At 70.6% G+C, this 25,402-nt stretch carries 24 protein-coding genes; 15 read left to right on the forward strand and 9 right to left on the reverse strand.

The window, feature by feature from the left end:
• Positions 1-132 precede the first annotated feature (132 nt).
• From panB to ACFYXH_RS05385, 3 genes are all read left to right on the forward strand, one after another.
• A complete protein-coding gene (gene panB / locus ACFYXH_RS05375) occupies positions 133-993 on the forward strand; it encodes a 3-methyl-2-oxobutanoate hydroxymethyltransferase (RefSeq protein WP_389560819.1) in 861 nt (286 codons plus the stop codon).
• Positions 994-1,198: 205 nt separating this feature from the next.
• Positions 1,199-2,212, forward strand: a complete 1,014-nt coding sequence (locus ACFYXH_RS05380) for an ATP-binding cassette domain-containing protein (protein WP_389560821.1) — start codon at positions 1,199-1,201, stop codon at positions 2,210-2,212.
• Positions 2,209-3,060, forward strand: a complete 852-nt coding sequence (locus ACFYXH_RS05385; RefSeq protein ID WP_389560823.1) for an ABC transporter permease — start codon at positions 2,209-2,211, stop codon at positions 3,058-3,060. Before ACFYXH_RS05380 ends, ACFYXH_RS05385 begins: the two co-directional genes overlap by 4 nt.
• 13 nt (positions 3,061-3,073) lie before the next feature.
• On the opposite strand, the gene ACFYXH_RS05390 is transcribed toward ACFYXH_RS05385, so the two are convergent.
• Positions 3,074-6,490: a BTAD domain-containing putative transcriptional regulator gene (locus ACFYXH_RS05390; protein WP_389560824.1), complete on the reverse strand. Its 3,417-nt coding sequence runs from the start codon at positions 6,488-6,490 to the stop codon at positions 3,074-3,076.
• Positions 6,491-6,617: 127 nt separating this feature from the next.
• Here ACFYXH_RS05390 and ACFYXH_RS05395 point away from each other — a divergent pair, with 127 nt between their 5' ends.
• A complete protein-coding gene (locus ACFYXH_RS05395) occupies positions 6,618-7,424 on the forward strand; it encodes a site-2 protease family protein (RefSeq protein ID WP_385302512.1) in 807 nt (268 codons plus the stop codon).
• Positions 7,425-7,506: 82 nt separating this feature from the next.
• Here ACFYXH_RS05395 and ACFYXH_RS05400 read toward each other — a convergent pair whose 3' ends face one another.
• Together ACFYXH_RS05400 and npdG are read right to left on the reverse strand one after the other, a co-directional pair.
• Positions 7,507-7,686, reverse strand: coding sequence for a hypothetical protein (locus tag ACFYXH_RS05400; protein WP_362675891.1), 180 nt, complete (start codon positions 7,684-7,686; stop codon positions 7,507-7,509).
• A 72-nt stretch (positions 7,687-7,758) separates the two neighbouring features.
• Positions 7,759-8,469, reverse strand: a complete 711-nt coding sequence (npdG, locus tag ACFYXH_RS05405) for an NADPH-dependent F420 reductase (protein ID WP_362675894.1) — start codon at positions 8,467-8,469, stop codon at positions 7,759-7,761.
• 95 nt (positions 8,470-8,564) lie between these two features.
• On the opposite strand from npdG, the gene ACFYXH_RS05410 reads away from it, so the two are divergent.
• Positions 8,565-9,170: a hypothetical protein gene (locus tag ACFYXH_RS05410; protein ID WP_327323227.1), complete on the forward strand. Its 606-nt coding sequence runs from the start codon at positions 8,565-8,567 to the stop codon at positions 9,168-9,170.
• A gap of 228 nt (positions 9,171-9,398) precedes the next feature.
• On the opposite strand, the gene ACFYXH_RS05415 is transcribed toward ACFYXH_RS05410, so the two are convergent.
• Positions 9,399-9,632, reverse strand: coding sequence for a hypothetical protein (locus ACFYXH_RS05415; protein ID WP_389560827.1), 234 nt, complete (start codon positions 9,630-9,632; stop codon positions 9,399-9,401).
• Positions 9,633-9,690: 58 nt separating this feature from the next.
• On the opposite strand from ACFYXH_RS05415, the gene map reads away from it, so the two are divergent.
• Together map and ACFYXH_RS05425 are read left to right on the forward strand one after the other, a co-directional pair.
• Complete coding sequence (map, locus tag ACFYXH_RS05420; RefSeq protein ID WP_266543878.1) at positions 9,691-10,548, forward strand: type I methionyl aminopeptidase; 858 nt, start codon at positions 9,691-9,693, stop codon at positions 10,546-10,548.
• 144 nt (positions 10,549-10,692) lie between these two features.
• A complete protein-coding gene (locus ACFYXH_RS05425) occupies positions 10,693-11,364 on the forward strand; it encodes a heme oxygenase (biliverdin-producing) (protein WP_389560830.1) in 672 nt (223 codons plus the stop codon).
• On the opposite strand, the gene ACFYXH_RS05430 is transcribed toward ACFYXH_RS05425, so the two are convergent.
• The gene (locus tag ACFYXH_RS05430; protein ID WP_327323232.1) at positions 11,354-12,025 is read right to left on the reverse strand and encodes a PhzF family phenazine biosynthesis protein; all 672 of its coding nucleotides are present in this window, start codon (positions 12,023-12,025) and stop codon (positions 11,354-11,356) included. The two genes, ACFYXH_RS05425 and ACFYXH_RS05430, sit on opposite strands and share 11 nt — an antisense overlap.
• Positions 12,026-12,319: 294 nt before the next feature.
• Between ACFYXH_RS05430 and efeO the strand changes: the two genes are divergently transcribed.
• From efeO to ACFYXH_RS05450, 4 genes are read left to right on the forward strand one after another with little or no spacing between them, the layout of a single operon-like run.
• The gene (efeO, locus tag ACFYXH_RS05435) at positions 12,320-13,462 is read left to right on the forward strand and encodes an iron uptake system protein EfeO (RefSeq protein ID WP_389560833.1); all 1,143 of its coding nucleotides are present in this window, start codon (positions 12,320-12,322) and stop codon (positions 13,460-13,462) included.
• Positions 13,463-13,475: 13 nt separating this feature from the next.
• Positions 13,476-14,768: an iron uptake transporter deferrochelatase/peroxidase subunit gene (efeB, locus tag ACFYXH_RS05440; protein ID WP_389560836.1), complete on the forward strand. Its 1,293-nt coding sequence runs from the start codon at positions 13,476-13,478 to the stop codon at positions 14,766-14,768.
• Positions 14,769-14,784: 16 nt separating this feature from the next.
• The gene (gene efeU, locus ACFYXH_RS05445; RefSeq protein ID WP_389560838.1) at positions 14,785-15,744 is read left to right on the forward strand and encodes an iron uptake transporter permease EfeU; all 960 of its coding nucleotides are present in this window, start codon (positions 14,785-14,787) and stop codon (positions 15,742-15,744) included.
• Positions 15,662-16,615, forward strand: coding sequence for a hypothetical protein (locus ACFYXH_RS05450; protein WP_389561278.1), 954 nt, complete (start codon positions 15,662-15,664; stop codon positions 16,613-16,615). The genes efeU and ACFYXH_RS05450 overlap by 83 nt, the downstream gene beginning before the upstream one ends.
• A gap of 159 nt (positions 16,616-16,774) precedes the next feature.
• On the opposite strand, the gene ACFYXH_RS05455 is transcribed toward ACFYXH_RS05450, so the two are convergent.
• A complete protein-coding gene (locus ACFYXH_RS05455; RefSeq protein ID WP_389560840.1) occupies positions 16,775-17,521 on the reverse strand; it encodes a bifunctional DNA primase/polymerase in 747 nt (248 codons plus the stop codon).
• Between the two features lie 283 nt (positions 17,522-17,804).
• On the opposite strand from ACFYXH_RS05455, the gene ddaH reads away from it, so the two are divergent.
• On the forward strand, positions 17,805-18,683 hold the full coding sequence (ddaH, locus tag ACFYXH_RS05460; RefSeq protein ID WP_389561279.1) for a dimethylargininase: 879 nt from the start codon (positions 17,805-17,807) through the stop codon (positions 18,681-18,683).
• Here ddaH and ACFYXH_RS05465 read toward each other — a convergent pair.
• Entirely contained in the window at positions 18,672-19,706 is a 1,035-nt protein-coding gene (locus ACFYXH_RS05465) for a small ribosomal subunit Rsm22 family protein (RefSeq protein WP_389560842.1), read from the reverse strand. The two genes, ddaH and ACFYXH_RS05465, sit on opposite strands and share 12 nt — an antisense overlap.
• A gap of 193 nt (positions 19,707-19,899) precedes the next feature.
• Here ACFYXH_RS05465 and ACFYXH_RS05470 point away from each other — a divergent pair, with 193 nt between their 5' ends.
• Both ACFYXH_RS05470 and ACFYXH_RS05475 read left to right on the forward strand, forming a co-directional pair.
• Positions 19,900-20,502 (forward strand): hypothetical protein, encoded by a 603-nt coding sequence (locus ACFYXH_RS05470; RefSeq protein WP_389560844.1) that lies wholly within the window; start codon positions 19,900-19,902, stop codon positions 20,500-20,502.
• Positions 20,499-21,200 carry a hypothetical protein gene (locus ACFYXH_RS05475; protein ID WP_389560846.1) on the forward strand — a complete coding sequence of 234 codons (702 nt, stop codon included), beginning with the start codon at positions 20,499-20,501 and terminating at the stop codon, positions 21,198-21,200. The genes ACFYXH_RS05470 and ACFYXH_RS05475 overlap by 4 nt, the downstream gene beginning before the upstream one ends.
• 73 nt (positions 21,201-21,273) lie before the next feature.
• Here ACFYXH_RS05475 and ACFYXH_RS05480 read toward each other — a convergent pair whose 3' ends face one another.
• On the reverse strand, positions 21,274-22,626 hold the full coding sequence (locus ACFYXH_RS05480) for a Bcr/CflA family multidrug efflux MFS transporter (protein ID WP_389560848.1): 1,353 nt from the start codon (positions 22,624-22,626) through the stop codon (positions 21,274-21,276).
• A 230-nt stretch (positions 22,627-22,856) separates the two neighbouring features.
• A complete protein-coding gene (locus tag ACFYXH_RS05485; RefSeq protein ID WP_389560850.1) occupies positions 22,857-24,479 on the reverse strand; it encodes an alkaline phosphatase D family protein in 1,623 nt (540 codons plus the stop codon).
• A gap of 133 nt (positions 24,480-24,612) precedes the next feature.
• On the opposite strand from ACFYXH_RS05485, the gene ACFYXH_RS05490 reads away from it, so the two are divergent.
• The gene (locus ACFYXH_RS05490) at positions 24,613-25,362 is read left to right on the forward strand and encodes an SDR family oxidoreductase (RefSeq protein ID WP_389560852.1); all 750 of its coding nucleotides are present in this window, start codon (positions 24,613-24,615) and stop codon (positions 25,360-25,362) included.
• Positions 25,363-25,402: the final 40 nt, after the last annotated feature.

Consider the following 25,402-nt stretch of genomic DNA (forward strand, 5'->3'; position numbering starts at 1 on the left):
GACCGTCTCGTATAGGAAGCACACTACCGAAGGGACGGGTCCTCTTCCGCCGGAGCGGCACGAGGTGCCACCATGTAGGGGATCCGGGGACGCCGTCAGGGCGCCTCGAGATGACAAAGGAGCCGTTGAGCCATGACGCTTCAGGCTGCCCCGAAGCCCTCCGACAGCAGCAAGGCGCTGTACGGCGGCAAGGGCACTCGCCGCATCACCGTCCACGACATCACCGCCGCCAAGGAGCGCGGTGAGAAGTGGCCCATGCTTACCGCCTATGACGCGATGACCGCGTCCGTCTTCGACGAGGCCGGTATCCCGGTCGTACTCGTCGGCGACTCCATGGGCAACTGCCATCTCGGCTACGAGACCACCGTGCCGGTCACGATGGACGAGATGACGCTGCTGTCCGCCGCCGTCGTACGGGGCACCAAGCGCGCCCTCGTCGTCGGCGACCTCCCCTTCGGCTCGTACCAGGAAGGCCCCGTCCAGGCGCTGCGCAATGCCACCCGGCTGGTCAAGGACGCGGGCGTCGGCGCGGTCAAGCTGGAGGGCGGCGAGCGCTCGCTCGGCCAGACCGAGCTGCTGGTCCAGGCCGGCATCCCGGTCATGTCGCACCTCGGCCTGACTCCGCAGTCCGTCAACACCATGGGCTACCGGGTGCAGGGCCGCGGCAACGAGGATGCGCACCGGCTGCTGCGCGACGCCAAGGCGGCGCAGGACGCCGGCGCCTTCGCGGTCGTGCTGGAACTCGTACCGGCCGAGCTGGCCGCCGAGGTCACCCGCAGCCTGCACATCCCGACCATCGGCATCGGCGCGGGACCCGACACGGACGCTCAGGTCCTCGTCTGGACCGACATGGCGGGCCTTACGGGCGGGAAGGTGCCGCGCTTCACCAAGCAGTACGCCAACCTCCGCCAGACGCTCGGCGACGCCGCCCGCGAGTTCGCCGCGGATGTCGTCGGTGGAGCGTTCCCGCAGGAGGAGCACACCTTCCACTGACCACCTCCGGTACAGACGACAGCCCGCCGATCATCCCCCGTCGGCGGGCTGTCGGCATGAGTGCCCCAGGGAGCCCCCGCGCGTCTGATCCCCCGCACTCCGAACAGCCGCTCCGACCTGCCATTTCCGCGGCGTCGCCGACTTGTCGGCCATGTGTCGGCAGCTTGTCGGCGGCCTGTCGGCGAGGCCCGGCACCGTTGACGGCATGACGCGAATCGACAAGAACCCCAACGGTGGCACGGGCAACGCCGTCGAGGTGCGGGGGCTGGTCAAGCACTACGGCGAGACCAAAGCGCTGGACGGCGTGGACCTGGATGTCCGCGAAGGCACCGTCCTCGGTGTCCTCGGACCCAACGGCGCCGGCAAGACCACTCTCGTACGCTGCCTCTCCACGCTCGTCGCCCCGGACGCCGGCCATGCCACGGTCGCCGGCTTCGACGTGGTGAAGCAGCCCCGGCAGCTGCGCCGCACCATCGGCCTCACCGGCCAGTACGCCTCGGTCGACGAGAAGCTCTCCGGCTGGGAGAACCTCTACATGATCGGGCGGCTGCTCGATCTGTCCCGCAAGGACGCCCGCAGGCGTGCCGACGAGATGCTGGAGCGCTTCTCGCTCACCGAGGCCGCGAAGCGGCCCGCAGTGCAGTACTCCGGCGGTATGCGCCGCCGGCTCGACCTGGCCGCCTCGATGATCGGGCAGCCGGCCGTGCTCTATCTGGACGAGCCGACGACGGGCCTCGACCCCCGTACCCGTAACGAGGTCTGGGACGAGGTGCAGCGGATGGTCGCGGAGGGGGTGACCGTGCTGCTCACCACCCAGTACATGGAAGAGGCCGAGCAGCTCGCGAACGAGCTCACGGTCATCGACCGCGGGCGGGTCATCGCCAACGGCAAGGTGGACGAGCTCAAGGCGAAGGTCGGCGGACGCACCCTGCAGATCCGGCCGACCGATCCGGCGCAACTGCCCGCGATGGCCCGTGCACTGGGCGAGTCGGGACTCGACGGGATCGCCGGTGCGACGGTCGTGCCCGACGACGGTCTGCTGTACATACCGATCCTCAGCGATGAGCAACTGACCGCCGTTGTCGGGCTGTTGGGCTCGCGCGGCTTCGGCATCGCGCACATCGGCACCCATCTGCCCAGCCTGGACGAAGTGTTCCTGGCGATCACCGGCGAGAAGACGCCAGTGTCCGACGCAATTCCCGAGGAGGTCGCCGCATGAGTACGGCAACTGCCACCGCCACCGCTCAGTCGCCCGCGCCCGCCCCGGTGCGGAGCGCGCCGGCCGGCGAGGGCCGGATCGGCCTGCGGGCCAATCTCCGGCACATCGGCGCGCTGGTGCGCCGCAACGCGCTGCAGATCAAGCAGGACCCGGAGTCGATGTTCGACGCCGTACTGATGCCGATCGTCTTCACGCTGCTGTTCGTGTACGTCTTCGGCGGCGCGATCTCCGGCAAGGGCAACCAGCAGCAGTACGTCAACTACGTGATCCCCGGTCTGATGGCGATGCAGGGCATGAACATCGCCATGGCCGTGGGCACCGGCGTCAACGACGACTTCAAGAAGGGCGTGATGGACCGCTTCCGGTCCATGCCGATCGCCCGCTCCTCCGTCCTCATCGCGAAGATCGTGGTCGAGGTCGGCCGGATGCTGGTGGCCACCACCATCCTGCTCGGCATGGGCTTCCTGCTCGGCCTGGAGATCCACACCTCGGTCCTCGAACTGTTCGCGGCGGTCGGCCTGTCCATGGCCTTCGGCGCCTCGCTGATGTGGATCTTCATCCTGCTCGGTCTCACCATGAAGACGGCCCAGGCCGTCCAGGGAATGGCCATGCTCGTTCTGATGCCTCTCCAGTTCGGCTCGTCGATCTTCGCCCCGCCGACCACGATGCCCGGCTGGCTGCAGAGCTTCACCGACTACAACCCGCTGTCCAACCTCGCGGACGCGGCCCGGAGTCTGATCAACGGCGGTCCGGTCGCCCACTCGGTGTGGATGACGCTCGGCTGGGCGGCGCTGATCACCGTGGTCACGGCGCCGCTCGCGGTCGCCAAGTTCCGCAAGAAGACCTGATCCCGGCATGGGGTCACACGAGGGCGGCTGCCTCCTCGACGGTGAGGCTGCCGCCCTCGGCGTATGCGGACTCGTACGCCGCGTCCCCGAGGACGGCGCGCACAGCCGCCTCGGCGTCGGCCCGGTTCTCCCGCTCGTACTTGGGCGCGAAATGGCCGGGCGGCAGCATGCCGTCGGACGCTCCGATGATCCGGGCCGCGTCCCGCGCGCGCTCCGGTCGGCCCAGGACCAACGCCCAGGCGGCGGTCACCATGTGCATCGAGGACATCTGCGGAACGACCATCAGGGTCAGCGGATCCTGCGCCATGTCCAGCGCCCTGCGCGCCCTGTCCAGCGACAGCTCGTACTCGCCGTCGAGAAGGTCCAGCCAGGCCAGGAAGCCGGTCACCATGCCCTCGAAGATCGCGAGGGTTCTGGACCGGAACTGCACCATCAGCAGCTCGATCTCCGCGCGGGCCTCCGGGATGCGATCGGTGCGGCCCAGCCACAGGGCGAGGATCATCCGGGCCGCGGCCGACGACTCGTTGTTCGCGCCCCCCTGCTCGGCCAGCACCTCACGGACGAGGGCCTCGCCCCGCTCACCCTCCCCCATCTCCACGAGGACGCCGGCGAGGCGGGAGCGCAGCACCGCCGTCTGGGCCTGGGCTCCGATCTGCTCCGCGTACCCGATGGCGGCCGTGAAGTCCTCGGCGGCGAGCGGGTACACACCGCTGCGCTCCCGCGCCTCCCCGCGCGCGGACAGAGCTTCGGCCGTGCCCCAGAGATCTCCGAGCCGGGTGAAGATCTCCAGGGCCTCGTCGGCGTCGCGGGACGCGTCGCCCGTCCACTCGCTGCGGTTGGCGAGGACATTGGCCCGTGCCTGGAGCGAGGCGGCGAGCTCCCACTCGTATCCGTACGCGCGGCAGGCCTCGATGGTCTCGTCGAGTAGCTCCCTGAGCTGACCAGCGTCCCCGGTCAGCAGAACGGCGAAGAACCAGAGCGAGCTCGGAGGCCGGCAGGTCTGCGGCAGCCCCGGCCGGTAGACCTGGGTGACCACGCGCAGCCGGTCCAGCTTCTCCGGCGTGGCCCACTCGTCCATGTCGTAGTCCATGAAGACCATCCGGATCAGCGCGGCACCGCGCCGGGCCTCCTGGAGCAGCTCGGGCGACATGGGCGGCGGCGCGTCCGTGAACCGTTCGGTGATCGGCGGGGCGGGCTCGACGGGCGGCGCGAAGGGGTCGGGGCCGAGCTCGCCCGCGGCCGTGGCCCAGTGCCGGGCCTCGGTGCGCAGATCCCGCATCTGCCAGTACCAGGACAGACAGAGGATGAGGCAGAGCGCCTCGTGCTCGTCGCGGGCGGCGACGGCGCGGCGGAGCGCGGTGCGCAGATTCTCGTACTCGAGCTGGAACCGGTCGACGGCGGCGCGCTGCCCGTGGCCGCGCAGGAGGGGGTCGGTGGTACGGGCGAACTCCCGGTAGTGGACGAGGTGCTGGTGCTCGACGGCAGGGCGCTCGCCGGCCTCGTCGAGGCGTTCGGCGGCGTACTCTCCGACGGTCTCCAGAAGCCGGTAGCGCATCTCGCCGTCGGGGGCGGGCGCGGCGACGACGAGGGACTTGTCGATGAGTGAACCGAGCGCGTCGGCGACGTCGAGCCCGCCCGGGTCGGCGCACACGGCCTCGGCGGCCGGGAGGTCGCTGCCGCCGGCGAACACCGACAGCCGTCGCAGAACGGCGCGTTCGGGGTCCTCCAGGAGGTCCCAGGACCAGTCGACGACGGCACGGAGTGTCTGCTGGCGCGGCAGTAGGGTGCGGCTGCCGCTGGTCAGCAGGCGGAAGCGGTCGTCCAGGCGGTCGGCGATCTGGCGCGGGGTGAGCATCCGCAGCCGGGCGGCGGCGAGTTCGATGGCGAGCGGCAGTCCGTCGAGACGACGGCAGATCTCGGCGGCCGCGGCGGCGGTGGCCTCATCGGCGTCGATACGGAAACCGGGCCTGGCCGCCGCGCCCCGCTCGGCGAGCAGCCGCAGCGCCATCGGATCCGGCAGCGGATCGACCGGCCGCACCAACTCGCCCGGCACACCCAGCGGTTCCCGGCTGGTGGCCAGGACGGTAAGGCCGGGGCAGCTCTCCAGCAGCCGCTCGGCCAGGGTGGCGGCGGCGCCGATGACGTGCTCGCAGTTGTCGAGGAGCAGCAGCATGCGCCGACGTGAGCAGTGCTCTGCCAGCCGTACGAGGGCGTCGTCGGCGTATCCCTCGGCGGCCCGCATCTCCTCCGCGCGCGCGCCGCGCAGCACGGTTTCCCGGGCGCCGAGCGCGGTGAGGACGGCCTCGGGGACGGTCTCCGGATCGTCCACGGGCGCGAGTTCGGCGAGCCAGACCCCGTCGGGCCACGGGCTCCGCGCGTCGGCCGTGACCCGCTCGGCGGCCTCCTGCGAGAGCCGGGTCTTCCCGGCACCGCCGGGCCCGAGCAGGGTGACGAGGCGGGCGCGGCCGAGGTCTCCGTGGATGGTGTCGATATCGGCCTCGCGCCCGACGAAGGAGGTGAGCCGGGCACGCAGATTGCCGGGGCGGGCCTGCCCCCGCTCCAGGGCCGTGCCCAAGGATGCGTCCTCGCGGAGCGGGGTCTCGGGCTGCGTCCGGAGCGGGGCCCGGCGCGCAGCCCTCGTCCCCGGAAGGGGCGGGGCCGGGGAGGGACCGCGCCGCGAGCCCGTTCCGGTCCCGGCTTCGGAAAGCTCCGGTCTCAGCAACTCCGCATGCAGCGCCCGCAGTTCACGGCCCGGGTCCGCGCCCAGGCTGTCCGCGAGATCCGCGCGTACCCTCTCGTACGCCGCCAGCGCCTCCGCCGCGCGGCCCGCGTCCCGCAGTGCCCGGATCCGCAGCGCCTGCAGCGGCTCGTCCATCGGATGGTCCTCGCACAGCGCGACCAGCTCCGGCAGCGCCTCCTCCGCCCGGCCCAGCGCGAGCGCGGCCGCCAGGCGTGAGCGGCGGGCGTCCAGTCTGCGGGCCTCCCAACGCGCCGCCTCCGCCGTGCGGTCGGGCAGATCGGCGAGCGCCGGCCCCTGCCAGAGCGCGAGCGCGTCGTCGAGCAGCGCCGCGGCCTTCACCGCGTCGCCCTCATCCAGCGCCCGCGCCCCCTCCCCCACGAGACGGTCGAAACGGTGCAGGTCCACATCCTCGCCGTCCGCGCACAGCCGGTAGCCGCCGCCGTCCGCCGAAGCCACCGCGGCGTGCCCCAGCGCCCGCCGCAGCCGTCCGACGAGCGCTTGCACCGCGCCCACCGCGTCGGCCGGCGGATCGCCGTCCCACACCTCGTCGACCAGGAGGCCGACCGGGACCGTACGCCCGGGCCGCAACGCCAGCACGGCCAGTAGCGCACGCAGCCGCGCGCCACCGAGCGCGACGGGTGTGCCGTCGTCGTGAAGTGCCTGAGTGGTACCGAGAACCCGATAGTGCACCCGCCCATTGTCACCGGTGCGGAGCGGAGCCCGTACAGCAGGAACCCGGGCGCATGCGTGGGACGTTCTCCCCACGCCACCGGTACGGTCGACCCGCATGCCCGCCACGCCTCCAGGAGCCGCACCCATGACCACCGCCACCTCACGCCACAGCGACCGGCGGATCAGTCCCGTCTTCCTCGGGATCGTCGCCGTGATGGCGGTGACGGGCTGGGCGGTGTGGACGGACTTCGCGTCGAGCCCGGGTGTAGCCGTCTTCCTCTTCGTCACCTCGGCATGGATCGTCTCGCTCTGTCTGCACGAGTACGCGCACGCCCGCACCGCGCTGCACGGCGGGGACATCACCATCGGCGCGAAGGGCTACTTGACCCTCAACCCGCTCAAGTACACGCACGCGTTGCTGAGCATCGTGCTGCCCGTACTGTTCGTGATCATGGGCGGTATCGGCCTCCCCGGCGGCGCGGTCTTCATCGAGCGGGGCCGGATCAAGGGACGTTGGAAGCACAGTGTGATCTCGGCGGCCGGACCCCTGACGAACGCGCTGTTCGCGATCGTGTGCACCGCGCCGTTCTGGCTGGGCGCGCTGGACGGGGTGCCACTGGTCTTCCGGTTCGCGCTCGCGTTCCTCGCGCTGCTGCAGCTCACCGCCGCGATCCTGAACTTCCTGCCGGTGCCGGGCCTCGACGGCTACGGCGTGATCGAGCCGTGGCTCTCGTACAAGATCCGCCGCCAGGTCGAGCCGTACGCGCCCTTCGGGCTGCTCGCCGTCTTCGGCATCCTCTTCATCCCCGAGGTGAACCACGCGTTCTTCGACGCGATCGACGCGATCCTGCGGGGGCTGGGTGTCGGCCAGGCGGAGACGTACTGCGGTCAGGACTTCTACCGCTTCTGGAGCGAGCGGAACCCGGTCTGCGACTCGATCGCCAGTCAGTAGGCCCGACCGCCGGTAGGTCCGTCAGCAGACCGGCCTGGGCGGTCGGCACTGGTCGGTCGGCACTGGTCGGTCGGCGGCAGCCCTACTCACCGGCCCCGCGGGCGGCCTTCGCCCGGCGCAGGTAGTACCAGGCCATGTTCGAGGAGAGCCCGGCGAGCAGAACCCACACGATCCCGAGCCAGCTGCCCTGCACGAAGGACACCACGGCCGCGACAACGGCGAGGGCGCAGACGACGAGGGAGTACAGAGCAAGGCGGGGCATGGGGTACGGCTCCTGTCGGGGTGTTGTACGTCCCGACCAGTGTCCCCCATGCCCCGCCATGCCCGCCGACGTCTACACGTCGGTGACGCGCAGACCCGCGTGTGCCTTGTAGCGGCGGTTCACCGAGATCAGATTGGCGACCAGCGACTCCACCTGGTGGGCGCCTCGCAGCCGGCCCGCGAAGACTCCTCGCATGCCCGGGATACGGCCGGCCAGCGCCTGCACGATGTCGGTGTCGGCGCGCGCCTCGCCCAGCACCATCACATCGGTGTCGATCTCCTCGATCGACGCGTCCTGGAGCAGTACGGCGGACAGATGGTGGAAGGCCGCGGTGACCCGCGAGTCGGGCAGCAGGGCGGCGGCCTGCTCGGCGGCGCTGCCCTCCTCCGGCTTCAGCGCGTACGCGCCCTTCTTGTCGAAGCCGAGCGGGTTGACACAGTCGACGACGAGCTTGCCCGCGAGCTCCTTCTGCAGCGCCTCAAGAGTCTTGGCGTGCCCTTCCCACGGCACCGCCACGATCACGACATCGCTGCGCCGCGCGCATTCGGCGTTGTCGGCGCCCTCGATGCCGAGGCCGAGCTCCGTGGCCGCCGTCTCGGCGCGCTCCACGGCCCGGGACCCGATGATCACCTTCTGCCCGGCCCTGGCCAGCCGGTACGCGAGCCCGCGCCCCTGGTCGCCGGTGCCGCCGAGGACGCCGACGATCAGGCCGGATACGTCGGGGAGGTCCCAGGGGTCCTTGGCCGGGGCCTTCGCGGTGCCCGCACTGTCAGTAGAAGTCATGAGCCCGACTTTACTTGCCGGTATCGGCTCCCGATCGGGTGAGGCGGTGCCAACCGGGCCCCACCGGGCGCGGTCGTGGGGCAGGATGCCGGGGCATGGATGCCGTACGCGTCGCGCTGCTGCGCGAAGTCCTGGCGGGTACGCAGTGGCCGGCGGCGACCCGGAGGTTCGCCGGGGTGCTGCGGTCCTCCGTGGTGCCGCAGGGCGGCAGGCTGCTGCTGGTGGGGACCGAGGAGTACGAGCCGTGGCATCTGTCCGCGCATCTCGTGGACGAGGCCGCGTGGTCCGGGCAGCCGGAGCTGACACCGACGCTCGTACGGCACCGGGTGCGACCGGGGGATCCGGCGCAGCTGGCCGTCGGGCTCGGCAGGCTGGAGGCGGCGCGACGCGGCGAGACCCTGCTGGTGGTGGCGCCCGCACGGCCGGACGCCGGGCTGCTCGAGCGGGTGCACGATGCGCGGCGGGCCGGGGCGACGGTGCTGGCGCTGGACGGCGGGGACCCGGAGGTGCACGGTCTGGCGCACGAGGCGCTGACGGTGACCGCGCAGGCCGACGAAGTCGACATTGACACCGTGCAGCACCTGGTCAGCGCGGCGACCGGGGAGAACAGCCTGCCCGCACAGCGCGGCCGGCGCCGGTTCCGGGACCGGCTCTCGCGCCTCGCCGACCAGCTGACCGCGCCGCCGCCGGCCCGCTGGTAGAGCCGGTACGCCGGAGCCGGTCGAAACCGGCCCGCTCCCCGAACACCGGAGGGGCTGACGTCCTGCCCGTCCGGCGTTCGAGAACACACGGGGCGTCCGGGGCCTGCCCCGGTTCAGGGAAGGGGCGGGCAGGTGAAGCGGCGGGCAGGGAAAGCGCCGCAGGCAGCCCGCGCCACAGGGCCGGGCGCCACTGCGCGGGTCGTGGCCGTACCGAACGGCCGGGCGCCCCTACGCGGGGTCGTCGCCGGACTGCGCGGACGTGTCGTGCCACTTCGGGTCGTTCTCCCACTCGAGATTGCGCTCACGCGCGATCTCCATCGCGTGCTCCGCCTCCTCGCGGGAGGCGTACGGTCCGAAGCGGTCCTTCGCCGGACACTCCGGGCCCTCTTCGACCTTCTTGTGCTCGAGGCAGTAGTACCACTCGCCCGGCTTTCCGACCGTGCGCTTCTTGAACAGGGCCATCGTCGGCTCCTTCCTATGGGGCCATGCTGCCCCATCGCCCCTGGTTAGACTCGCTGGCATGTCTGGCCAGTCGCTGCTCGTACCAGGGGAGCTCTCTCCCACCCGCTCCGTTCCCGGAAACATCCGGCGCCCCGAGTACGTCGGGAAGCCCGCGCCGACGCCGTACACCGGGCCGGAGGTCCAGGACTCCGACACCGTCGAGCGGATGCGCATCGCGGGTCGCATCGCCGCGCAGGCGATGGAGGAGGCCGCCAAGCACATCTCGCCCGGCGTGACCACGGACGAACTGGACCGGGTCGCCCACGAGTTCATGTGCGACCACGGCGCCTACCCCTCCACGCTCGGCTACCGCGGCTTCCCCAAGTCGCTCTGTTCCTCGGTGAACGAGGTGATCTGTCACGGGATCCCGGACTCCACCGTGCTTCGCGACGGCGACATCGTGAACCTCGACGTCACCGCGTACATCAACGGCGTGCACGGCGACAACAACGCCACCTACCTCTGCGGCGACGTCGACGAGGAGTCACGGCTGCTGGTGGAGCGGACCCGGGAGTCCCTCAACCGCGCCATCAAGGCGGTCAAGCCGGGGCGCCAGGTCAATGTCATCGGCCGGGTCATCGAGTCGTACGCCAAGCGCTTCGGCTACGGCGTCGTCCGTGACTTCACCGGGCACGGGATCAACTCGTCCTTCCACTCCGGGCTGATCATCCCGCACTACGACGCCGCGCACGCGACGACCGTCATCCAGCCCGGGATGACCTTCACGATCGAGCCGATGCTCACGCTCGGCACGCACGAGTACGACATGTGGGACGACGGCTGGACCGTGGTGACGAAGGACCGCAAGCGCACGGCGCAGTTCGAGCACACGCTGGTGGTGACGGAGAGCGGGGCCGAAATCCTCACCTTGCCGTGATCGCTGCGAGGCGTAGGGTTTTTACCGACAGGACGTCGGGAACACATTGGCTTAGGTAAGCCTAAGCAGGAAGATCGGTGCCGGCAATCGCCCCTTGCCGTCATCGCCTCCTTTCCCGTCCCCATCGGTCCCTGGAGGCCCGCCTTGGACGCCACCGCCACCGGCTCCGGTACGCCCTTCTCGACGCTCATCCGTGTCGCCTCGCACGAGCAGCACACCGAGGCGGAGACCTCGGCCTTCATGAGCGATCTGCTCGGCGGCCGGCTGAGCGTGGCCGCGTACGCGCGCTACACCGAGCAGCTGTGGTTCATGTACCGGGCGCTGGAGGAGGCGGCGGGGTCGCTGAAGGACGACGCGGTCGCCGGGCCGTTCATCCGGCCGGAGCTGATGCGCACCGCGGAGCTGGAGCGCGACCTGGCGCATCTGCGGGGCGCCGACTGGCGCGAGGGGCTCGCGCCGCTGCCCGCCACCGCCGCGTATGCCGCGCGGATCGCGGAGTGCGCGCGGAGCTGGCCCCCCGGGTATGTCGCGCACCACTACACCCGCTACCTCGGGGACCTCTCCGGCGGCCAGATCATCCGCGACAGGGCGGAGAAGACGTGGGGGTTCGCACGCAAGGGCGACGGCGTACGGTTCTACGTCTTCGAGGAGATCGCCAACCCGGCGGCGTTCAAGCGGGGTTACCGCGAGCTGCTGGACGCGGTGGACGCGGACGATCTGGAGAAGCAGCGGATCATCGACGAGTGCAAGCGGGCGTTCGACTTCAATGGGGCGGTGTTCCGGGAGCTGGGAGCGGAGTTCCCGCTCAGCGCATAGCAGGAGCGGGCACGGCCAGGCGTACGCGCCCGCCGATCTCGATCGTGTCGTCGGGGCCCGGGGCGGTCAGGATCTGCGATCCCCGGCCCTGGGTGATGTTCAGTGCCCGGCCGAGCCGGTCGGTGAGCAGCAGGGCGGCGGCCCCGGTCGCCTCGTCCTCGTCGATGCCGTCGTCACGGCCGGGGAACGCCCGCGCCCGTACCCGGCCCGCGGCCTCGTCCTCCCACCCCCAGGCGTAGACCCACTCCCCGGGCGGCGGCACCTCCAGTGCCTCGACCTCGGCAGCCGATCCGTACTGCCGCAGCGTGCGCGGCGGCGCCCACTCGGCGCGCGCGGTGATCCACGTGAACTCCCCGTCCTGCCGGACCCACACCTCACCGGCGGGCGGATTGACGACCTCGAGGTCCAGCAGCCAGGCGGCACCGACGAGGGGATGCCCGGCGAACGGCAGCCGGAGGCCTGGGGTGTAGATGTCGACGACACCGCGCTCGGGGTCGTCGACGAAGACGGTCTCACTGAAGCCGAGTTCGGCGGCGAGTGCCTGCCGGGACGCCTGGTCGGGGTAGCGGCGGGGATCGCGTACGACACCGAGCGTGTTGCCGTGGCGGCCGTCGGCGCCGCAGAACACATGGAGCACGTCGAGCACGTCGAGTTCATTCACTCCGGCATTCAAGCATCAGAGCCTCCCGGGCCGCCGCGATTGACCCGCCGAGTTCCCCCTCGGCGTGCCCACCGTCGAAATCGCGCCTCTTGGCCATTACTTGACCCTTCCGTGCCGCCGCCGTGAGCACCTCGTGACCCTGCCGTGTCTCGCCGCGTACATGAGAGCTGAATCACTGGACGGGTGGGTATCGGTCAGGTAAGCCTCGGTTAAGTTAGGTCCGCCTCACCCTAAGTTCCAAGCCAGTCCCACCCCCCGCACCGTCCCCGTACCCCCTTCCATCGTGGAGCCCGCATGCGACCCGTCCGTCTCTCCGTCGTCACCGCCGCCGCGACCGTGGCAGCTCTGACCGCCGTCACGGGCTGCGCCGAGAAGAGCGATGCCAAGGGCGGCGACGGCGCCGTCCAGGTCACCGCGAAGGATGACTCCTGCGAGGTGTCGAAGAAGGAGTTCCCGGCCGGGCATGTCCAGCTCGACATCGAGAACAAGGGCTCCAAGGTCACCGAGGTCTACGTCCTCTTCCCGGACGGCCGCATCGTCACCGAGCGCGAGAACATCGGCCCCGGCACCAAGGCGAACATCACCGCCGAAGTGAAGGCCGGTGACTACGAGATCGCCTGCAAGCCCGGCATGAAGGGCGACGGCATCCGCCAGAAGGTCACCGCCGCCGGCAACGGCAAGGCCGCCAAGCGCAGCCCGCAGATGGACGCCGCCGTCGCCGCGTACCGCCAGTACGTGCAGCAGCAGGCCGACGAGACGCTGCCCAAGGTGAAGGTCTTCACCGACGCCGTCAAGGCCGGCGACATCGAGGCCGCCAAGAAGGCCTACGCCGACTCCCGCATCGGCTGGGAGCGCACCGAGCCGGTGGCCGAGTCCTTCGGCGACATCGACCCGAAGGTCGACCTGCGTGAGGACGGCCTGGAGAAGGGCCAGAAGTGGACCGGCTGGCACACGCTGGAGAAGGCGCTGTGGCAGACCAAGAAGCTCGGCCCCGCGGAGAAGGCCCTCGCCGAGACCCTCACCAAGGACCTGGCCGACTGGCAGAAGAAGGTCGGCAAGGCGGAAATCACCCCCACCTCCATGGCCAACGGCGCCAAGGAGCTGCTGGACGAGGTCGCCACCGGCAAGGTCACCGGTGAGGAGGAGCGCTACAGCCACACCGACCTGGTCGACTTCAAGGCCAACGTCGAAGGTGCGCAGAAGTCCTTCGAGCTGCTGAAGCCGGTCGCCACCAAGAACGACCCGAAGCTCGTCGCCGAGCTGGACAAGCAGTTCGCGACGCTGAACGCGCTGCTCGACAAGTACCGCAAGGACACCACCTCGTACGAGTTCACCTCCTACGACAAGGTCGGCAAGGACCAGCGCAAGGAGCTCAGCGACGGCGTCAACGCGCTCGCCGAGCCGCTGTCCAAGCTCGGCGCCGCGGTTGCGAAGTAACGGGGGGATCGACATGTCCGAGAAGAACAAAGAGACCGACGAGACCACGGAGACCACGGAGACCGGCGGCCAGTCCCAGGACCAGGCCCCGTCCCGTCGTTCGGTGCTCGGCTGGGGCGGTGCGGGCCTCGCGCTCGGCGCCGCCGCGGCCGGCGGCGCCGTTGCCCTGAGCACCGGGGACACGACCGAGCCCGCCGCCTCGGCCGGCGCGGCCGTGCCCTTCCACGGTGCGCACCAGGCCGGCATCGCCAGCGCCGTACAGGACCGGCTGCACTTCGCGGCCTTCGACGTGAAGACGAAGGACCGCGCCGAGCTGGTCCAGCTGCTCAAGGACTGGACGCGGGCCGCGGAGCGGATGACGGCCGGGCAGGCAGTCGGCGAAGGCGCGTTCGGCGGTCTCGCCGAGTCGCCGCCGGACGACACCGGCGAGGCGCTCGGCCTCAAGCCGTCCCGGCTCACGCTCACCATCGGCTTCGGCCCCTCCCTGTTCGCCAAGGGCCGCTTCGGCCTTGAGGGCAAGTGCCCGGCGGCCCTGGTGGAGCTGCCGACGTTCCCCGGCGACAACCTCGACCCGGCGCGCAGCGACGGCGATCTGTGTGTGCAGGCCTGCGCGGACGACCCGCAGGTCGCGGTGCACGCGATCCGCAACCTCGCCCGCATCGGCTTCGGCAAGGTCGCGGTCCGCTGGTCGCAGCTGGGCTTCGGCAAGACCTCGTCGACGACGCCCGACGCGCAGACCCCGCGCAACATGATGGGCTTCAAGGACGGCACCCGGAACATCGCCGGCACGGACACGGCCGCACTCGACAAGCATGTCTGGGTCTCCGAGAAGGAGGGCTCGGGCTGGCTCACCGGCGGCTCGTATCTCGTCGCGCGCCGGATCCGGATGAACATCGAGACCTGGGACCGCACTCCGCTCAGCGAGCAGGAGGACATCTTCGGCCGCGACAAGGGCGAGGGCGCGCCGGTCGGCAAGGCCAAGGAGCGCGACGAGCCGTTCCTGAAGGCGATGCTGCCGACCGCGCATGTACGGCTCGCGCACCCGGACACCAACGGCGGTGCGAGGATCCTGCGCCGCGGCTACTCCTTCACCGACGGCACGGACGGTCTGGGTCGGCTGGACGCGGGGCTGTTCTTCCTCGCGTACCAGCGCGACGTGCACAAGGGCTTCATTCCGGTGCAGCGCTCGCTGGCGGCCAGCGACGACCTCAACGAGTACATCCAGCACGTGGGTTCGGCGCTGTTCGCCGTCCCGCCGGGCGTCCGGGACAAGGACGACTGGTGGGGCCGGGCGCTGTTCTCCTGACCAGAAGGGACCCGACGTGTTCGGCAATTATCTGATCGGCCTGCGCGAGGGCCTGGAGGCCAGCCTGGTCGTCTGCATCCTGATCGCGTATCTGGTCAAGACCGGGCGACGCGACGCGCTGCGTCCGGTCTGGATCGGCATCGGGGTCGCGGTCGCCATCTCGCTGGGCTTCGGCTTCGCGCTCGAATTCGGCTCGCAGGAGCTGACGTTCGAGGCGCAGGAGCTGCTCGGCGGCTCGCTGTCGATCCTCGCGGTCGGCCTGGTGACCTGGATGGTCTTCTGGATGCGGCGCACCGCGCGGCATCTGAAGTCCGAGCTGCACGGCAAGCTGGACGCCGCACTGCAGATGGGCACGGGCGCGCTGGTCGCCACCGCGTTCCTGGCGGTGGGTCGCGAGGGTCTGGAGACGGCGCTGTTCGTGTGGGCGTCGGTACGGGCCAGCAGCGACGGCTCGTCCGCGCCGCTGATCGGTGTGCTGCTCGGTATCGCCACCGCGATGGTGCTGGGCTGGCTGTTCTACCGGGGCGCGCTGCGGATCAACCTGGCGAAGTTCTTCAAGTGGACCGGCCTCATGCTGGTGATCGTGGCGGCGGGCGTCCTTGCGTACGGCGTTCATGACCTGCAGGAGGCGCGCTTCCTCGGCGGTCTGGCGAACAAGGCCTTCGACATCAGCGCGACGATCCCGCCGGACAGCTGGTACGGCACGCTGCTGAAGGGCGTCTTCAACTTCCAGCCCGACCCGACTGTCATCCAGGTCACGGTGTGGGCGCTGTATTTGATCCCGACGCTCGGGCTGTTCCTCGCCCCGGTAGGGTTCGGACGGTCAGTGGGGGTCAAAGAGCAGAAGGCAACCGATGAGAAGGCTGGATCGGGCGGCGGCGAGGCTCGCGGCGATGACGGTGCTGTCCCTGACGGCGAGCGGGTGCGTGACGGTGCACGGGGAACGGGAAGTCGTTCCGTCGGCGACAAAAGCTGAGGCCACACAGGCGCTCAAGGATTTCGCCGAGGCGTACAACGCTGCCGACAAGGCCTACGACCCGGCCCTCGACGCGGGCCGGGTCACCGGTGCGCTCGGAGCGATCAACCAGGCCGGGCTGAAGGCGCGCAGCGTCAACTACCCGGACGGCAATCCGCAGCACGTACCGCTGGAACTGACGGACGCGAAGTACACCATCCCGAAAAAGGCCGGCTGGCCGCGCTGGTTCGTCGCCGATGTCGACTCCAACCGCGACCGGGACAACGGCAATCAGGACAACCGCTGGGTGCTGGTCTTCGTACGCAACGACGCGGACCAGGTGTGGCAGGCGACGTATCTGACGATCCTCTCCCCCAGCAGGATTCCGGCGTTCAAGACCGACAAGGACGGCTGGGCCGAGCCCGTCGCCCCGGACAGCGCGGCGCTGGCCGTCGCACCCCGCAATCTGAGCGAGGAGTACGCCTCGTACATGCAGAACGGGAAGCCGGAGCACTTCAAGGACGGGCCGCACACCTCGGGCTGGCGCGATTCCCGCAAGAAGGACGCGAATCTGCCGGGGATGCGTACGCAGTACATCGACCAGTCGCTGGACAGCGACGACTTCGCGCCGCTCGGGCTCACCACCGAGGACGGCGGCGCGCTGGTCTTCTTCTCGGTGCGCAACTACGAGCGGCAGACGGCCGCGAAGGGGCTGCGGCTCAAGGTCCACCCGGATGTCAAGGCGCTGCTGACGGGTGACGTGAAGTCCACGGTCACCAAGGAGCGGGTCTCCAGCCAGGCGGTGGTGGTGCCGCCGGGCGGCGGCGCGAACGTCGGGAAGGTCGATGTGCTGGGCCGGTTGACGGGACTGACGGCGGCCAAGGGCTCGTAACGGCACGTGAGTTGACCGTAGCCGGGGCTCCGCGTACGCCCTTCGGGCGTGTCCTCAATCACCGGACGGGCTTAAATGCTCTGCCCGTCCGGCGGAAACCCAAGCCTCGCCGGCGATTGAGGCGCCGGGTCCGGGGGCGGAGCCCCGGTTCGGCAAGGCCTAGCGGCTCAGCGGCCACGCCACCTCGTGGCGGTCCACGCCCTCGCCCGCCCACTTCGCGCACGCATCCGTCAGCGTCTCCAGCAGCGTCAGCGGATCCGGCAGCGGATGCTCCAGCCCACGCAGCCAGCGCACCTCAAGATCGCCGGGGAGCCGCGCGGGCGGTACGAGGACGTAGCTGCCGCGGCAGTGCCAGCGCAGCCCGGGGTGCTCGTCCATCGTCTCGGGGTGGCAGTCCAGCTCGCAGGGCCACCACTCGTCCTCGTCCTCGGGGGTGCCGCGCGTGGCGGTGAAGAACAGCATCCGGTCGTCGCCGGACTCGGCCACCGGGCCGACCTCGATGTTCAGCTCGAGCAGCCGCGCAAGGGCGCTGCGGCCGGCTTCCATCGGGACGTCGAGGACGTCGTGGACCATGCCCGTCGCGGTGATGAAGTTGGCCTGCGGCTGGCCGAGCGCCCAGCGCCCGATCTGGCCGGGGTCGGTCGTGGACTGCGTCTGCCAGGCGAAGGAGACCGGGTGCCTGCCCGGGGTGGGGCAGCCGATTCGCTCGCAGGAACATCGGTAGGCGACGGGGTACGCGGCGGGTGCGAGTGGCAGTCCCGCGGCAGCGGCGGCCAGCAGCAGGGTCTCGCGGCGGGAGTCCTCGGCGTCGGTGTTCTTCGGGCGCCGGCGCAGCCACTGGGGCAGCCTGCTCTCCCGGGAGAGCCTGTTCTCCGTGCCGCGGTAGCGGCCGATACCGTCGCCCATCTATCCCCTCACACCTCACGCTCGCCCTTGGCGGACTCTGCCATGGTCCCACCATCCTGCTCCTCGGGTGGACACAGTCCCCAACCGGGGTAGCGGTCGGTACCTTCCCGTGTACGCCCCGGGCTGAATGGCCGCAGGGGGACGGGGGCCTTGGAGGCGACCGGCGGAAGATCGTCTGCTTGGACGATGAACCACCCGATCGGTTCACAGCGCGCGGGCTTCGCAGGCCGCACCATGGGCTCACGCAGACCGCGTGCCTCTTGCCGTACGTGACGAGCCTTCATTGCGCTCAACTCCCACCCGTCGCCCGACCGCCGCCCCTCACCGAGACGCTTCGCGCCGCCCTTCCGGTCGTCAAGCCTCGCCACGCCGCTATCTGATGTGTCCGCCGGCCCATTTCCGGGTCACCTACTCCATCAACCCCTGGATGGATCCCGCGAAACCGGTGGACCTGCCGCTCGCCCTCACCCAGTGGGAGGACCTGCGCGACCGCTACCGCTCGCTCGGCCACACCGTCGAGCTGCTCGATCCGCGGGCCGGACTGCCCGACATGGTCTTCGCGGCGAACGGCGCCACCGTCATCGACGGCCGTGTGCTCGGCGCCCGGTTCGCGCATCCGGAGCGCGCCGCCGAGGCCGAGGTCCATCTCGACTGGTTCCGCGCCAACGGCTTCACCGAGGTCCACGAGCCGGTGCACATCAACGAGGGCGAGGGCGACTTCGCCGTCACCGCCTCCTACCTGCTGGCCGGGCGCGGCTTCCGGTCCAGCCCGCTCTCGCACGACGAGGCGCAGGAGTTCTTCGGCCGGCCGGTCATCGGCCTGGACCTGGTGGATCCCCGCTACTACCACCTGGACACCGCGCTGAGCGTGCTGGACGACGCGGCCGACGAGATCATGTACTACCCCGGCGCGTTCTCCGCGGGCAGTCGCTCCGTACTGGCCCGGCTCTTCCCCGACGCGCTGATCGCCGAGGAGCCGGCCGCGTCGGCGCTCGGTCTGAACGCGGTGAGCGACGGCCGCCATGTGCTGCTGCCGCAGGCCGCGGTCGGGCTCTTCGAGCCGCTGCGGGAGCGGGGTTTCGAGCCGATCGGCATGGACCTCGGTGAGCTGCTCAAGGGCGGCGGCAGTGTGAAGTGCTGCACTCAGGAGCTACGCGTCTGACGCGTCGTGGGTGCTGTGGGGCGGCGGCCACTCGTCGCCCCATGCCACATCGCGCGCCGCACGGTACAGCGCGCCATGGCGCTTGGTGACCGTCTCACGGCGCAGTTCCTCCTGCTCGGTGCACAGCTCGAGCAGGACCAGGCCCTTGCGGATCTGGGGCTTGCGGGTGACTCGTGCGGGCGCCGGTGCGGCCGGGAAGCGCACCGCCGCGACATAGCTGAACTTCTCGTCCTCGTACGGCAGTGAGCCGCCCTTCACCTGGCGGTGCAGCGAGGAGCGGCTGACCCGTGCGGCGAAATGGCACCAGTCCGAGCCACCCGCCTCATTGAGTGCGGTGATCGGGCAGGCGGCGCTGTGCGGGCAGGGCGCGGCGATCCTGAGGCCGGCCTCGATCAGCCGGTCGCGGGCGTCGATGATCCGGGCGTAGCCGTCCGGCGTGCCCGGCTCGACGATCACGACGGCCTGGGCCGCGCGGGCGGCCTCGGTGACGACGGCAGCCCGGTCCTTGGCGGTGAGCTCCTTGAGCACGTAGGAGACCGTGACGAGATCAGTGCTCTCGATACGGAGCGCCGCGCTGATCCGCGAGCGCTGCCACTCGGCGGCACGCAGGGCGGGCACTCCGGACGCGACAGCCAGTTCGCGGCCCAGCTCGAGCGCGGGCTCGGCCCAGTCGAGCACGGTGGTGCGCGGGCCGTCCTCCTCCCAGGCCTCGGCGACGGCCCAGCTCGCCGCTCCCGTCCCGCCGCCGATATCGGTGTGCGTCGACGGGGACCAGTCGGGTGCCGCGGCGCGCAGAGCGGCGAGCGCGGACCGTACGGCCTCGAAGGTCGCGGGCATCCGGTACGCGGCGTATGCGGCGACATCGGAACGGTCACGGAGCACAGGAGCGTCCGTCGGGGTGGTCCCCCGGTAGTTGACGATCAACCGCTCGACGGCCTGCGCCGCCTGCGTGGGCGGCAGCCCGTCCAGCAGCCCGGCGAGGGCGCTGCGCAGGGCTTCCGCGGTGGGGAGGGTGGCGTTCACCGACAGATTCTAGGCATGTCGGCCGTGTCGGCGGCCGTTCCCACTGTCGTCCCCTGCGGTACGGAACCGGGACGGAACGGCGACGGTATCGAACTGCTGGCAGCGCAACGGCAGTTGCTACGCTGACGGCCGTCGCCGCACACGCTACGTGCCGCACCGCTCACGGGGGACCAGGAGACAGAGGGTCGTTCGCGTGACCCTGGTGGCCGGGCTGATCGTCCTGGCGCTGCTGCTCCTGCTGAGCATGTGCGGAGGGGGTGAGGGCGCAGGCAAGGCCGCCGACGACAAGACCGGCAAGCCGGTGCGACACAGCGCCGGCCCCCTGACCCGGCTCACCGTCCCGTCCGCGTACGACACCCGGCAGGACTGGGAGATCTCCAACGTCTCTCCGGAGTACGCCATCGCACAGGACAGCGGCCGTATCGGTTATCTGGAGCGAGTCGATGAGTCCCGGTTCCGGCTGCGCACGCTCGACTCCGCGACCGGCAGGCCCGGGTGGACCGGTCAGCCCTGGCATCCGCCGGCCTCCGCCGACCAGTTCCCCGGGCTGCTCTCTGTCGCCAAGGACGGCCGCGAGTACTTCGTGACCTGGTCCTTCGGTACGGCGGGCGAGGACGCGCTGAACACGGCCGGCACCTTTGTCGCGCTCGATGTGACGACGTCGCGGACGGCGGTCGGCAGCGGGTCGAGGTCCCGTGGCCCACCGCACCGACCGTCTCGGGCACCGGCCCCGGCATTCTCATCTCCGACAGCGGCACCAGGAACGCGGTCGTCGACCCGGTCTCCGGCGAGGTGACCCGGGTCCCGCAGAACGCACTCGGCTACCCCAAGGGCTGTACGGGCTGCCGCCGGCTGACCGCGGTACGCGGGGTGACCGCGAAAGGGCTGCTGCTGAGCGGGGACCCCGGTTTCTGGGTCCGCGGCGGCTGGTCCAGCCGGAACGTGGCTCCGGCCCGCACCGATCCCGCCTCCGGAGTGCCGACCTCGGTGGTCCCCGGGCACGTACTGGCCAAGTGGCAGCCGGCGAAGGGCAGCAAGGACGCGGGCACGTACGACATCTGGGCGGTGCACGAGGTGACGACCGGGAAGCCGCTGGTCCAGGTGCGGTGTCACAAGCCGGCGATCGAACCGGGCGAGTATCCGCAGGCGATGCTCTCGCCGGAGGGCGGCTATCTCGTCGTCGGGAATCTCGCATTCGACCTGGAGCAGCGCAAGGCGTACTGCTTCGAGGAGTCGGACGGTTCCAAGCCGCTGACGCTGACCACCGTGACCGACTCGGGCACGGCGTACGGCGCGACGAGCGCGCGCAGCCCGGCGGACGCGCTGGCCGGCGGCGGTGCGCCCATCGAGCTGGACCTGGCCACCGCGGTGCCCCAGGCGCTCTCGCCCAATGTCCGGCTGCCTGGTGCGGAGACCGCGGGAGTCGGAGTCTTCAGCTGGACGGACACCAAGGACCGGCTGCATCTGATCGGGTACCCGCGCCGCGAGGGCTGACCCCGGGCTGCGAGGGCCGGCCCCGGCTGCCAGGTCTCGCCCGCGTCGGACGGCCTCGGTCGGACGGCCTCGGTCAGACGGCCTCGGCGCGCCGCTGCCACGGCCGGCACAGGACCAGGAAGCAGCCCAGCGCGGCCAGTGCGGAAGCCAGTTGGACCACGGCCATCGGAACCGCCGTCGACTCGCCCGCGATCCCGACGAGCGGGGATGCGACGGCGCCGATGAGGAAGGACGCCGTGCCGATCAGCGCGGACGCGGAGCCCGCGGCGTGCGGGGTACGCATCAGGGCCAGGGCGTTGGTGTTGGGCATCGCCAGACCCATCGCCGACATCAGCACAAAGAGACCGGCCGCGACCGGGAACAGGCCCACCTTTCCGAAGACTCCCGATGTCATCAGCAGCAGCCCGGTGGCGGCCAGTGTGATCACGGCCAGGCCGAAGCCGAGCGCCTTGTCCAGGCTGATCCGGCCCACCAGCACCTTGCCGTTGATCTGGCCGACGATGATCAGACCGACGGAGTTGACGCCGAAGAGCAGGCTGAAGGTCTGCGGGGATGCGCCGTAGATCTCCTGCACCACGAACGGCGAGGCGGAGATGTACGCGAAGAGCGCGGCGAAGGCGAGGCCGCCGGTGAGCATGTAGCCGGTGAAGACCCGGTCGGCGAGCAGCCCGCGCATGGTGCGCAGGGCCTGGCCGACGCCGCCGCTGTGCCGCTTCTCCTTCGGGAGGGTCTCGTGCAGCCACTTCACCGCGACGAGGGTGAGCAGAATGCCGATGGCGGTGAGGACGACGAAGACGCCGCGCCAGTCGGTGATCCGCAGCACCTGGCCGCCGATCAGCGGCGCGATGATCGGCGCGACACCGGAGATCAGCATCAGGGTGGAGAAGAACCGGGCCATCTCCACGCCGTCGTAGAGATCGCGCACCACGGCCCGCGCGATGACGATGCCGGCCGCGCCCGCCAGTCCCTGCAGCAGCCGGAAACCGGTCAGCAGCTCGATGGTCGGCGCCAGTGCGCAGATCGCGGTGGCCACGACGTACACGATCATGCCGATGAGCAGCGGGCGGCGGCGCCCCCACCTGTCGCTCATCGGGCCGACCACGAGCTGGCCGAGCGCCATGCCCGCGAGACAGGCGGTGAGCGTGAGCTGGACGGTCGCGGCGGGTGCGCGCAGCGATTCGGTGACGGCGGGCAGTGCCGGGAGGTACATGTCCATGGAGAGCGGCGGCAGCGCGGTGAGGCCGCCGAGGACGAGGGTGACCAGAAGGCCGGCGCGGCGGGCCGCGGCGACGGGAGCAGCTGCGGGTACGGGTGCTGCCTGTGCGGGTGCTGCCTGTGCGGGTGCTGCCTGTGCGGGTGCTGCCTGTGCGGGTGCCGGGTCGGCGGAGGGTATGTGTCCTTGTGTGCTCTGGCCGCTCTCCGGCATCAACAGCTCCTGTTCCTGGTGTCCGCATCCATGCTCTCAGCTCGTCGGGAGTGGTCGAGACCTTTTTCTCGAGGGCGGGTCTGCGACGAGCGAGATCGCGGGTGGGTGCGCCGACGGCCGTGCCGTGATGCGGACGCCGACGCGGTACGGGACCGCGTCGGCGTCCGCTCCCCGGGCGAGGCCGGCGGCGGGAGCTGAACCGACGGCGCGAACTGAACCGACGGCGCGAGCTACACCGGCTTGAGCCCGGGGTCGCCGGCCTCGGTCACGAAGGACGCCGCCGTGGTGACGGGCGCGCCCGGTGTGGTGACGGCGCTGACGGTCCGGAAGTCGGCGCGCGCCTGCTGCTCGCCGAGGGTGACGGTCACGTAGCCGCGGCGGCCGTTGTAGAACTTCATGTGCGGGTTGGCCTGGGTGAGCCTGTCCCAGTTGGCGGGCTTCTCGGCACCGTCCTTTCCGCTGCTGATGGAGGTGGCGACGATCTCGGTGCCGACGGTGCGGGACGCGGGGTCGTTGAAGTCCTTCTTCAGGTCGAGGCCGTATCCGACGTGCACATCGCCGGTGAGAACCATCAGGTTCTCGATACCGGCCGCCTGCGCACCGGCCAGGACTCGGGCGCGGGAGGCCGGATAGCCGTCCCAGGAGTCCATGCTCAACTTGAAGGTGCCGGTGGGGACATCGCGCCGCTGCGCGAAGGTGACCTGCTGCGGCACGACGTTCCAGCGGGCGTGTGAGGCCTTCCACCCGTCGAGCAGCCAGCGCTCCTGCTCGGCGCCGGTGAGAGTGCGCGCCGGGTCCTCGGACTCCGGTCCCGGGATCTGCCAGCCGTCGCCGTACGCCTGGTCGGAGCGGTACTGACGGGTGTCGAGGATGTCGAACTGCGCGAGCTGCCCGAAGTACAGCCGTCGGTAGAGCTGCATATCGGGTCCTGCGGGCTGCTGCGGCTTGCGCAGCGGCTGGTTCTCCCAGTACGCGCGGTAGGCGGCGGCCCTGCGCAGCAGGAACTCCTCCGGCGGGACGTCGTTCTCCGGAGTCTCGTCCGCGTAGTTGTTCTCGGTCTCGTGGTCGTCCCAGGTGACGATGAAGGGGTGCGCGGCGTGCGCGGCCTTCAGATCGGGGTCGGACTTGTAGAGGCCGTAGCGCAGCCGGTAGTCCTCGAGCGTGACGGTCTCGCGGTTGTAGTGGGAGGGGAGGCGGCGGTCCGTGTACTTCCGGGCGCCGCCGACCCCGTCCACGGCGTATTCGTAGAGGTAGTCGCCGAGGTGGAAGACGGCGTCGAGCTCCTCCTCGGCGAGGTGCTTGTACGCGGTGAAGTAGCCGTCGTGGTACGCCTGGCAGGAGACGGCGGCGAGCTTCAGCTCACTGATCAGCGCGGACCGGGCGGGCGCGGTCCTGGTCCGTCCGGTCGGGCTGATCCAGTTCCCGGCGCGGAAGCGGTAGTAGTAGGGCCGGTCGTTGTCGAGGCCGAGGACGTCGACGTGGACGCTGTGGTGGAACTCCGGGTGGGCGGTGACGGATCCGCGCCGGGCGATACGGGTGAAGCCGGAGTCGTGGGCGAGCTCCCAGCGCAGCGACACCTTGGCGCGCGGCAGTCCGCTGTCGGGCTCGTACGGGCGCGTCGCGAGGCGCGTCCACAGCAGTACGGAACCGGGCTTCGGGTCTCCGGAGCCGACGCCGAGGGTGAAGGGATCCTCGGTGATCTTCTTGGCGTCGAGTTCGGCGGCGTGGGCGGTACCGGGCAGATTGACGGCGAAGGCGAGCGCGGCGGCGGCGCCGGTGACGGTGAGGAACCTGCGGCGGCCGATGTGCTGGGCGGCGGCCCGGAGCTCGGGTGCGTGCGATGCGGTTCTCATGTGCCCCTCCCCTGACGGCTGTTGTCCTTCCGCATTGGAGTAGGGGCCGACGACTCTGCGTTGTCGAGTACACAACATCCGTATGTCGGTCGGATGAGTTCCACGTACAGATGGGCGACTACGCTGCGCGTCCATGAACGCTGTATCGAGGATTGCGGTGGTGACGGGAGCGGGTTCGGGCATCGGCCGGAGCGTGGCGCTGACGCTGGCAGGTGCGGGCTGGTCGGTGGTTCTGGCGGGTCGGCGGGCCGAGGCCTTGGCGGAAACGGCGTCTCTGGCGGGCGGGGATGTGCTGTGCTTCCCCACTGATGTGACGTCACCGGCCGATGTCACCACGCTGTTCGCCGCGGTACGGGAACACCACGGCCGACTTGACCTGCTGTTCAACAACGCAGGCACGTCCGGCCCCCGCGTCAGCTTCGAGGACCTGACGTACGAGGCCTGGCGCACGGTGGTGGACGTGAACCTGACGGGTGCGTTCCTGTGCGCTCAGGCGGCGTTCCGGGCGATGAAGGAGCAGTCGCCGCAGGGCGGCCGGATCATCAACAACGGCTCGATCTCGGCGCATGTGCCGCGCCCGAACTCGGCGCCGTACACCTCGACGAAGCACGCGATGACGGGCCTGACGAAGTCGCTGTCGCTCGACGGGAGGGCGTACTCGATCGCGTGCGGCCAGATCGACATCGGCAACGCGGCGACCGAGATGACGGAGCGGATGCAGGCGGGGATCCTGCAGGCCAACGGGGACGTGGTGGTGGAGCCGGTGATGGACGCGGCGGATGTGGCGCGGACGGTGCTCCATATGGCGGAGCTGCCCCTGGCGGCGAATGTGCAGTTCGCCACGGTGATGGCGACGGCCATGCCGTACATCGGTCGGGGCTGAACTCCCTTTCTGGAAGCCGTGGCGGTCCCGTAGGGTTCCG

It is taken from the genome of Streptomyces sp. NPDC002730, from assembly GCF_042888805.1.
GTDB lineage: Bacteria > Actinomycetota > Actinomycetes > Streptomycetales > Streptomycetaceae > Streptomyces.

Bases quoted from the DNA above. Each gene is read 5' to 3' on its own strand.
- panB (WP_389560819.1), top strand. From the start codon at position 133: ATGACGCTTCAGGCTGCCCCGAAGCCCTCCGACAGCAGCAAGGCGCTG.
- ACFYXH_RS05380 (WP_389560821.1), top strand. From the start codon at position 1,199: ATGACGCGAATCGACAAGAACCCCAACGGTGGCACGGGCAACGCCGTC.
- ACFYXH_RS05385 (WP_389560823.1), top strand. From the start codon at position 2,209: ATGAGTACGGCAACTGCCACCGCCACCGCTCAGTCGCCCGCGCCCGCC.
- ACFYXH_RS05395 (WP_385302512.1), top strand. From the start codon at position 6,618: ATGACCACCGCCACCTCACGCCACAGCGACCGGCGGATCAGTCCCGTC.
- ACFYXH_RS05400 (WP_362675891.1), bottom strand. From the start codon at position 7,686: ATGCCCCGCCTTGCTCTGTACTCCCTCGTCGTCTGCGCCCTCGCCGTT.
- npdG (WP_362675894.1), bottom strand. From the start codon at position 8,469: ATGACTTCTACTGACAGTGCGGGCACCGCGAAGGCCCCGGCCAAGGAC.
- ACFYXH_RS05410 (WP_327323227.1), top strand. From the start codon at position 8,565: ATGGATGCCGTACGCGTCGCGCTGCTGCGCGAAGTCCTGGCGGGTACG.
- ACFYXH_RS05415 (WP_389560827.1), bottom strand. From the start codon at position 9,632: ATGGCCCTGTTCAAGAAGCGCACGGTCGGAAAGCCGGGCGAGTGGTAC.
- map (WP_266543878.1), top strand. From the start codon at position 9,691: ATGTCTGGCCAGTCGCTGCTCGTACCAGGGGAGCTCTCTCCCACCCGC.
- efeO (WP_389560833.1), top strand. From the start codon at position 12,320: ATGCGACCCGTCCGTCTCTCCGTCGTCACCGCCGCCGCGACCGTGGCA.
- efeB (WP_389560836.1), top strand. From the start codon at position 13,476: ATGTCCGAGAAGAACAAAGAGACCGACGAGACCACGGAGACCACGGAG.
- ACFYXH_RS05450 (WP_389561278.1), top strand. From the start codon at position 15,662: ATGACGGTGCTGTCCCTGACGGCGAGCGGGTGCGTGACGGTGCACGGG.
- ACFYXH_RS05455 (WP_389560840.1), bottom strand. From the start codon at position 17,521: ATGGGCGACGGTATCGGCCGCTACCGCGGCACGGAGAACAGGCTCTCC.
- ACFYXH_RS05480 (WP_389560848.1), bottom strand. From the start codon at position 22,626: ATGCCGGAGAGCGGCCAGAGCACACAAGGACACATACCCTCCGCCGAC.
- ACFYXH_RS05485 (WP_389560850.1), bottom strand. From the start codon at position 24,479: ATGAGAACCGCATCGCACGCACCCGAGCTCCGGGCCGCCGCCCAGCAC.
- ACFYXH_RS05490 (WP_389560852.1), top strand. From the start codon at position 24,613: ATGAACGCTGTATCGAGGATTGCGGTGGTGACGGGAGCGGGTTCGGGC.